This is a genomic window from Methylobacterium amylolyticum, assembly GCF_030700245.1.
Taxonomy (GTDB): Bacteria; Pseudomonadota; Alphaproteobacteria; order Rhizobiales; family Beijerinckiaceae; genus Methylobacterium.
The window spans coordinates 1-7563 of sequence record NZ_JAUYZI010000102.1; the positions used below are offsets into that span (position 1 = coordinate 1).

Annotated in this window: 7 protein-coding genes and 2 pseudogenes; 3 read left to right on the forward strand and 6 right to left on the reverse strand. The window is 64.0% G+C overall.

The window, feature by feature from the left end:
* From Q8W71_RS31885 to Q8W71_RS31895, 3 genes and pseudogenes are all read right to left on the reverse strand, one after another.
* Nucleotides 1–524, reverse strand: a pseudogene (locus Q8W71_RS31885) (helix-turn-helix domain-containing protein); the annotation flags it as partial.
* Nucleotides 525–969: 445 nt separating this feature from the next.
* Complete coding sequence (locus tag Q8W71_RS31890; protein WP_305529356.1) at nt 970–1338, reverse strand: YybH family protein; 369 nt, start codon at nt 1336–1338, stop codon at nt 970–972.
* A gap of 99 nt (nt 1339–1437) precedes the next feature.
* Nucleotides 1438–1704: a hypothetical protein gene (locus tag Q8W71_RS31895; RefSeq protein WP_305529357.1), complete on the reverse strand. Its 267-nt coding sequence runs from the start codon at nt 1702–1704 to the stop codon at nt 1438–1440.
* A gap of 811 nt (nt 1705–2515) precedes the next feature.
* Between Q8W71_RS31895 and Q8W71_RS33050 the strand changes: the two genes are divergently transcribed.
* Nucleotides 2516–2911 (forward strand): outer membrane protein, encoded by a 396-nt coding sequence (locus tag Q8W71_RS33050; protein WP_370875598.1) that lies wholly within the window; start codon nt 2516–2518, stop codon nt 2909–2911.
* Between the two features lie 285 nt (nt 2912–3196).
* Entirely contained in the window at nt 3197–4300 is a 1104-nt protein-coding gene (locus Q8W71_RS31905; protein ID WP_305529358.1) for an IS701 family transposase, read from the forward strand.
* A gap of 28 nt (nt 4301–4328) precedes the next feature.
* Here the strand turns inward: Q8W71_RS31905 and tnpC are convergent, their stop codons facing one another.
* Nucleotides 4329–5606: an IS66 family transposase gene (gene tnpC / locus Q8W71_RS31910; RefSeq protein ID WP_305529359.1), complete on the reverse strand. Its 1278-nt coding sequence runs from the start codon at nt 5604–5606 to the stop codon at nt 4329–4331.
* Nucleotides 5607–5821: 215 nt separating this feature from the next.
* Here tnpC and Q8W71_RS31915 point away from each other — a divergent pair, with 215 nt between their 5' ends.
* On the forward strand, nt 5822–6634 hold the full coding sequence (locus Q8W71_RS31915) for a site-specific integrase (RefSeq protein ID WP_305529360.1): 813 nt from the start codon (nt 5822–5824) through the stop codon (nt 6632–6634).
* A 19-nt stretch (nt 6635–6653) separates the two neighbouring features.
* Here the strand turns inward: Q8W71_RS31915 and Q8W71_RS31920 are convergent, their stop codons facing one another.
* Together Q8W71_RS31920 and Q8W71_RS31925 are read right to left on the reverse strand one after the other, a co-directional pair.
* Nucleotides 6654–7007 (reverse strand): hypothetical protein, encoded by a 354-nt coding sequence (locus Q8W71_RS31920; RefSeq protein ID WP_305529361.1) that lies wholly within the window; start codon nt 7005–7007, stop codon nt 6654–6656.
* A gap of 116 nt (nt 7008–7123) precedes the next feature.
* Nucleotides 7124–7438, reverse strand: a pseudogene (locus Q8W71_RS31925) (Ros/MucR family transcriptional regulator); the annotation flags it as partial.
* Nucleotides 7439–7563 lie beyond the last annotated feature (125 nt).

Genomic DNA, 7563 nt, shown 5'->3' on the forward strand with positions numbered 1-7563 from the left:
GGCCATCCGGCAGCGATGACCGCGCGGCGCCCGGCCATAGCGGCGGGCCATCTTCGTGTTGGTGGCCGTCTCGTCGATGAACACCAGCGTGTCGGGATCGAGATCGGGCTGCGCCTCGAACCAGTCCTGGCGGGCCGCTCTCACGTCCGGCCGCGCCTGCTCGGCGGCGTGGACCGCCCCTTTTTACGGGTGATCCGATGCCGCCGGAAGAAGCGCCACAGCCCGCTCGTGCTGGTGGGCACGCCGCGCCCGGCCAGGGCGTCGCGCAGTTCGTGCAGGAACAGGTCCGGCCGCTCCTCGTAGGTCGCCAGGATCAGCCCGGCATGCGCCTCGATGCGGTGCGAGGTATGGTCGCCACCCGACGGCCTGGCGGCGACGTGGCCGTCCTGGCGGAAGCGCTCCGACCAGCGGCAGGCGCTCGATACGCTGACCCCGAAGCGCGCGGCAACCTGATGGCAGGACGCTCCCTCGGCCACGGCCGCCACGACGCGCTCGCGCAGATCCAGGGACAACGGTGAAGGCATCAGCGGCTCCTTCACACGGCAACGCCGCAAACAGTCCCACGTCGCAACCTGCTCGGAAATAGCTCTAGCAGCCGGCGCAGCCGCATGCGGTTGCCGATGTGGCGATCGACCGGGTGGGGCAAGTGGTGCTTGGCGCGGCGGGGCATCGGGGGCCGAAGAGAGGGGGGTTCGGTCGGTTTCCTCCCCCTCGCCAGAAACAAGGTCCTGGCCACTTCGGACCCGGCTTATCAGGGATGAACTGGCCGACGCTGAGGCGTCACGCCCATCGAGTCCGTCCGCGGGGGGCGGTGGTGGATCCCCGGGGGCGCGTCGTCCTTACCAAGCCACTACGGATCTGCGTGCCGGCCGGTGTCGCGCTACTCGACATGCTGGAGCGCGCCTGAGATGGCGACACCTCTGATCCGCTGCCGCATCGGCTGCAATGTTCGATTACAAAAAGCTGAATTCACGCGCTGGAGTTGACGGCATCGGCAGCCAAGTACCACTCTCCCGCAATCCGTTGCCAAACGACTAAGTACTTGCCCATCACGTCTGGGCCACCTGCCTTCGTGCGCACAATGAAATGCCCAACTTCTCGGGCATGGTCGTTGCCAAGTAGCGCGACATCGATAGTGCTGAGCTTGACTTCGGCGATGCGCTTCAATCGTTCCTGCCAGAGCCGCTCAATCGCTCGCCGTCCTTGGATCTCCGCTGAACCTTGCGGGAGAAACCAAGCATCTTCGGTGTAGAGGGCAGCCAGCGCTAAGGCATCCCCAGCAGCAGTCGCTAGGCGAAAGGCTTCGTTGCGCATTTGGATTTCATCACGCATGTTCATCGCAAAATCCCTCGATTGTCTCTTCTAATAGCGATACCAGTTATACAAGCGACAAGTAGATCAGCAAATCCGGCCAAAATGATCGTCGCCGGCATCAGGTCAAGCACGGCAAGAGTGATGAAGCACAGGCACAGAATCGGCCTCACACGCACCGTCGCTATAAAAAAGCGACATATTTTCCTCGTAGACTGCAATGAAGTAATGAATTGCGATGCAGATCTGTATAACTCCAATAACTCGCGCCATCCATAGTTCAAAAGTTACATCAAACAGACTGGCGACTAAATTTGGTGTAAATATCATGCTTAGACCAAAAAGCCCTAGGTAGACGCCGAATATGAACATCGTTTTCGCTGCCACGCTCATCGGGGTGACTCCATCGGAGATACACATTTGCTTTGCTGGCCATAAGCCGAATGAACGCATTTAAAAACTATATTGCAATTATAGCATTTATAAATATGATAATTGTTTGATCTATATTCCAGATTTGCACACAGGTAGGATGGGTCTACAAAATCTTGTTCTGCAAGTTCTTGCTGCTTGCAAATCACTGTCTCTAGAAATTTTTGAAAGGTCGCTCATGTCAGCACGGATCAATCCTGGCTCGGCCTCGGCTGGACCGAGACTGCAATAACAGATTTGGTGTTGCCGGGATGCCATAGAAACAATCCGGCAATATGGCTTAGCTTGCTCCGATAGCGAGAGGGTTCGTGCGCCATGTTAAAGAAAGTTGCCGCGGCTAGCACAATCGCCTTCGTTGCGACGGTAGCTGCTGCTGCCGATCTCCCTCGGCGCGTAACGCCCCCAGTTTTCACGCCAGTTCCTGTTTTCACCTGGACCGGCTTCTACGCTGGCATCAATGCAGGCTATGCCTTTAGCGATAAGCAGCTTGTTCGGACAGTAGATTTCACAGCCTTTGGTCAAGCAGTTGTTGCTGCATCTGGCGCAGCGTCTGTGGTATCAAAACAAGACGGCTTTATAGTCGGCGGCGGATTTGGCTATAACTACCAACTTACTAGTGGGAACGGATTCGTTATTGGCCTCGAAACCGACGTCCAATACACAGATCTCGATAAAACTCGTACTATAGGCACAAATTTAGGCGATACAACATTCATTATTTCTGGGCGACAGAGCCTTGAATTTCTTGGCACCGTCCGCGGGCGCTTCGGTTATGCGTTCGATCGCGTTCTTGATATACGGAACCGGGGGCTTCGCCTATGGCAATGTTAATTACGAGATAAACAATAGCGTTTCATCCCCGCTTGGTATTATTCCATTCGATGCAGGACGCTTCAACGGTCTTGAGACAGGATACGCCTATGGGGGCGGTGTTGAACTGGCGTTGCCGACAGAAAGCTTTCTTAATTTCCTAAGAGCCAATGCGGTGACACTGAAAGTAGAATATCTTCACTATAACCTTGGCATTCGTGGCATCATTATTTCTGGTGTTGGTCCGGTATTTGGCCCAGGAGGGCCTCTCGCTTTTGGAGTAGCGTCTGCTTCAAGATTTCAGACAGAGGGCAATCTTGTCCGAGGCGGCATAAATTATAAATTCGGCACATACTGAGGACCTCATTCAATTCGCTGCAGGTGAAGTGAATGGACAATGGGCGCCGCTTTTGATGTCATAGCCCCCGTGGACAGAGGCTCCGGGCGGCTTAGAGCTGCGCCCGTTCATGTAGCAACGGCCAAGTCGTCCTCGTAGCTGGCGGCGGTGAGGAATAGCCTGCTGCCTGTTTGGTGGACACCGTCCTAAGCTCGACTTTGGCCAATCGGGAGGCGTCGAGGGTAGCGAGGTGACGAAGCGGGTGTGATGGTTAGGCTTGTGGTGTCCCCGCCAAGAGACACCGCCATGCTGCCCCTGCCCACCCGCTTCGCCGGGATCATCCTGGCGTTCGCGCCGCTGTTCGTCCACCGCTCGTGGCGCCATGCTCAGCCTCTGCTGATCGGCGCGATCCTGACGCCGGGCCGCCACACGGTGACGAGCGTCCTGCGCATCCTGGGTCGTGCGCGGGGGCGACGGTTCGTGAACGTCCACCGCATCCTCAACCGGACGGCGTGGTGCCCACGCAACGGCAGCCGTATCCTGCTCGGGCTCCTCATCGACGCGTTCGCGCAACGCGGCCCCGTGGTCCTGGGACTGGACGACACGATCGAGCGCCGCCGCGGCAAGCGGATCGCGGCCAAGGGCATCTATCGTGATCCGGTTCGCTCCTCCGACAGCCACTTCGTCAAGGCGAGCGGGCTGCGCTGGATGAGCCTGATGCTGCTCGCCCCGATCCCGTGGGCGGGGCGCGTCTGGGCCCTGCCGTTCCTGACCGCGCTGGTGCCGTCCGAGCGCGCCTGTCGCGAACGGGGCCGTCGCCACAAGCCGCTGCTCGACGTCGGACGCCAACTCGCTCTGCAGGTTCGACGCTGGCTGCCGGGGCGCGACCTCGTCCTGGTGGGCGATGGCGGCTTCTCGGCCCTCCTGTTCCTCGATGCGATGCGCCGCGCTCGCATCACGGCGATCACACGCCTGCGGCTCGACGCAGCCCTCTATGATCCCGCACCGCCGCGGCCGCCCGGCACGATCGGGCGCCCGCGCACCAAAGGCGCGCGACGGCCGACGCTCACGTCGAGGCTGGTGGCCAAGGACACGCGCTGGCATGCGGTCGTGGTGCCCGGCTGGTACGGGGCGGGCGAGCGCACGATCGAGATCGCCTCGGACACCGCGGTGTGGCGGCACGGTGGCCTGCCCGTCGTGTCGATCCGATGGGTGCTCATCCGCGATCCCGAGGCGCGCTTCCCGGCCGTGGCTGGACCATTGGCCGCCGACGCTGGCGCAGATCCGCGGCGGGCACATCCCACCGCCACCGTTACGAGCAGCAGCATGATCACGGACGCGCTGCCGGCCGAAACTGCCCATCTTGTGGACACTTTGCCCGCCGAGGCCGCCGCGCTCGTTCGCGTGTAATTACCCACGTCTCTGATGGGGGCGCCGTTCAGGCGACGGTGGCGAGGATCGTCGCGAACGGGCTGGCGCCGGAGAGGCGTGCGGTGTCGACGACGGTGCGGATGTCGGCCTCGCCCGCGGCCGCCCACATCGCACGGTAGCCGTTAGTCATTTTCCGCTGCACGACCGCCGGGCGCAGCAGGCGCTCACATCCATTGTTCGTGACCTCGACCCTCCCGGGATGATCGAGGAAGACCAGGAGCTGATCGCGGGCGCGGCCGATCTTGGCCTGCAGGTCGCGGGTCAGGTCGCAGCAGCTCGGGGCGGATAGGATCTCGGCCAGGCGTCGCTCCAGCGCCCGCCGTTTGGCCGAGAGCGTCGAGGCGGCCAGAGCGGTGACGCGCTCGGCCAGGGCGAACACGGACTGCAGCCAGAGCTGCAGGCGCAGCGGCACGGGATCGGCGCTGACCTCGACGGCGTAGGCGACGTCGCGGGCGAGATGGGCGAGGCAGGTCTGGTGGCGAACGGCGTGTCCCTGCTGGGCCGTGTAGCGATCTGAAATCCACACTGCCGGGCGGTGGCCGTCCATCGTCTCCCGCACCACGACGGCGCCCCGCGTCGGAGACGTTCGATGAACCACCGCCTCGCTGGAGCGGAACACCCAGTGGAACGCGTTCGAGCCCTCGATCCGGACGCCGGTCTCGTCCGAGGCGACGACCTCGGCCCGGCGCAGCTTTGCGACGGCCGCCTCGCGGCCGGGCCGGAAGCGGGCCTGCGCGCGGCGGAGCAGGTTCATCAAGCCGCCCTGGCTCAGCGTCAGGCCGAACAGGTCCGACAGCGCCGCCTGTAGCCGCTCGTAGGACAGCGCCTGGAAGGTCTCGAGATACGTCGCCACCGCGTGCAGCCGCGGACCGAACGGCGTGCCCCGCGCCGCCTCCGGCATCGGCGCGACGACGCGCGCCCCGCAGGACGGGCACTGCACGGCCAGCCGCCGATGCTGGGTCACCACCGGCGCCACCGCAGGCAGGTCGATCCGCTCCGACACGCTGACGATCTCGGCAGTAAGGTCCTCGTGCAGTGCGCCGCCGCAGCTCAGGCAGCGGTCGGGACGATGCTCGACGACCGCGTTGGGATCCTCGCTCATCACGCGGCTATGACCCTCGTGACCGGGCTTGGCCCCGCCGGGCTTGGCCTGCTCCCGCCGGTCCTTGCGGTCGGTGGACGGCGGCTTCGAGGATGTGCGCGAGGTCTTCTCAGGGCGCTGCAGCCGCAGCACCAGCTCGATCAGTTCCTCGCGGCTCAACCGCTCAAGATCGCTGCGACCCATCCCGAGAGAGAATCAGCGAAACCCGTCCCGCACAAGAGGCCCTACGCTTCACCCCGCGCCGCCAAGCCACCGGCACCCGTTCGCGCTGAACGCACCCCCTGGGTAGTTACGTTCGCGTCTACCAGCGCGCCAGCAAAGCGGACGCGACAGTGCGGGCCTACACGGCGGACGCACGCGTGTTCGAGGCGTGGTGCCTTCGGTATGGTTTCAGACCGTTGCCGGCGAACCCCGAGGCCGTGGCGGGGTTCATCGTCGCGGAGGCGGAGGAGGGTAGGGCGGCCTCGACACTGGGGCGTCGGCTCGCCGCGATCCGCTATGCCCACAAGCTCGCCGGCCAGCTCGACCCCACCGACAACGAGGGCGTGCGCGCCGCGATGAAGGGCGCGCGGCGCAAGGTCGGGGTCGCTCCGACCCAGAAGGCTGCTGCGACGGCGGAGATCCTGGCCGCCCTGCTGATGCGGACGCCGGACAGCCTGACGGGCAAGCGGGATAGGGCGCTGCTGGCGCTCGGGTTCGCGGGCGCGCTCCGGCGGTCCGAGCTGGTAGCGCTGGATGTGGCCGACCTGGTCGAGGATCCCGAGGGCCTGCGAGTGCTGATCCGGCGGGGGAAGACGGACCAGGAGGGGCGCGGCGCGGAAATCGCCATCCCGCATGGGCGATTCATCCGGCCGGTGGCCCTGGTGCAGGAATGGCTGGCGGCCGCGGGGATCACGGCGGGCCCGGTGTTCCGGCCAGTGTCACGGTCGGGGAACGTCCGCTCCCCCGATCCGGGGAGCGGCGAGGCGCCCAGGCTGACGACGCAGGCGGTGGCCGACATCGTGAAGCGCTACACGGTCGCGGCCGGTCTCGATGCTTCGACGTTTGGGGCGCACTCGCTGCGGGCCGGCTACATCACCAGCGCGGCCGAGCGAAACGTCGATCTCGCTCGGATCATGGATCAGAGCAGGCACCGGGATCCGCGGACCGTCGTCGGGTACATTCGGCGAGCGAACGCCTTCAAGGGGCACTCGGGGAGCGGATTTCTGTAAGGCGGCCCTGGATGGCCCCTCAGGCGAAAGCGGCCACCCGGAAGGGCCGCAGCAAACGACTGAAAACCCCGCTCGAAGCGGGTTCCGCGTTCGACAAGACCTCGGCAATCGGCTCCGGATCGTTGGCTGGCTCCGGTGGGCGGCACTGCGCAAGAACGTCTGTCACGATGAATGGAACGGGGAAGCTGTTGACCTCCAACAACAGCGAGGCGACCCATAGCGCCTCGGCCTTGGCGAGCGGGATTGCGCCGCTCGTCATCCGCTCCAACAGGATGCGATCCGCCAGCGTCGCCGCCATTTCGCTGACCTTACCGAGGCGAGCTTGCTGCGGTGCGGCATTCATTTCAGTGTTCCCTTCGGCCGTCGCGGTCATGGAACCGGTCGATGGCCCTACTGAGCAATTCTCGTCCGCTAATAACGCGCGCCAATTCACGGCAAAACGGTGGCGATCCACATCAGTGCAACACTGAATGTAGCCTATGGCGCGGGCTACGCCTCCGCCGGTTCCTTTGCCTTCCGCGGACGGCCAGCGCGCTTCGGCGCCTCGGCTGCTGCCCCCGACTCGTCCGTGCCCGCATCCCGACGCGGTCGGCCCAGACCTAGGCTCCTGGCGAGCGTCGAGCGTTTCTCAGAGTAGCCGACCGCCGTCATCGGATAGTCCGTCGGCAGGCCCCACTTCGCTCGGTAGGCCTCCGGCGTGAGGCCCGCGCCGGTGAGGTGGCGCTTCAGCGTCTTGTAGGGCTTGCCATCCTCGAACGAGATCAGCGCGTCGTGGGTGATGGACTTGCGGATCTGAGAGTCTGTCTGGGATCATATTGTTGTTCGGCGGCATCTTGTGCTGAGATGCGGCCTCTTTTTGGAGGCGGCTGATGTGGACACAGGAGAACCGGGGCCGGTACGATCGAAGGGGCCAGCGCTATCCCAGCGAC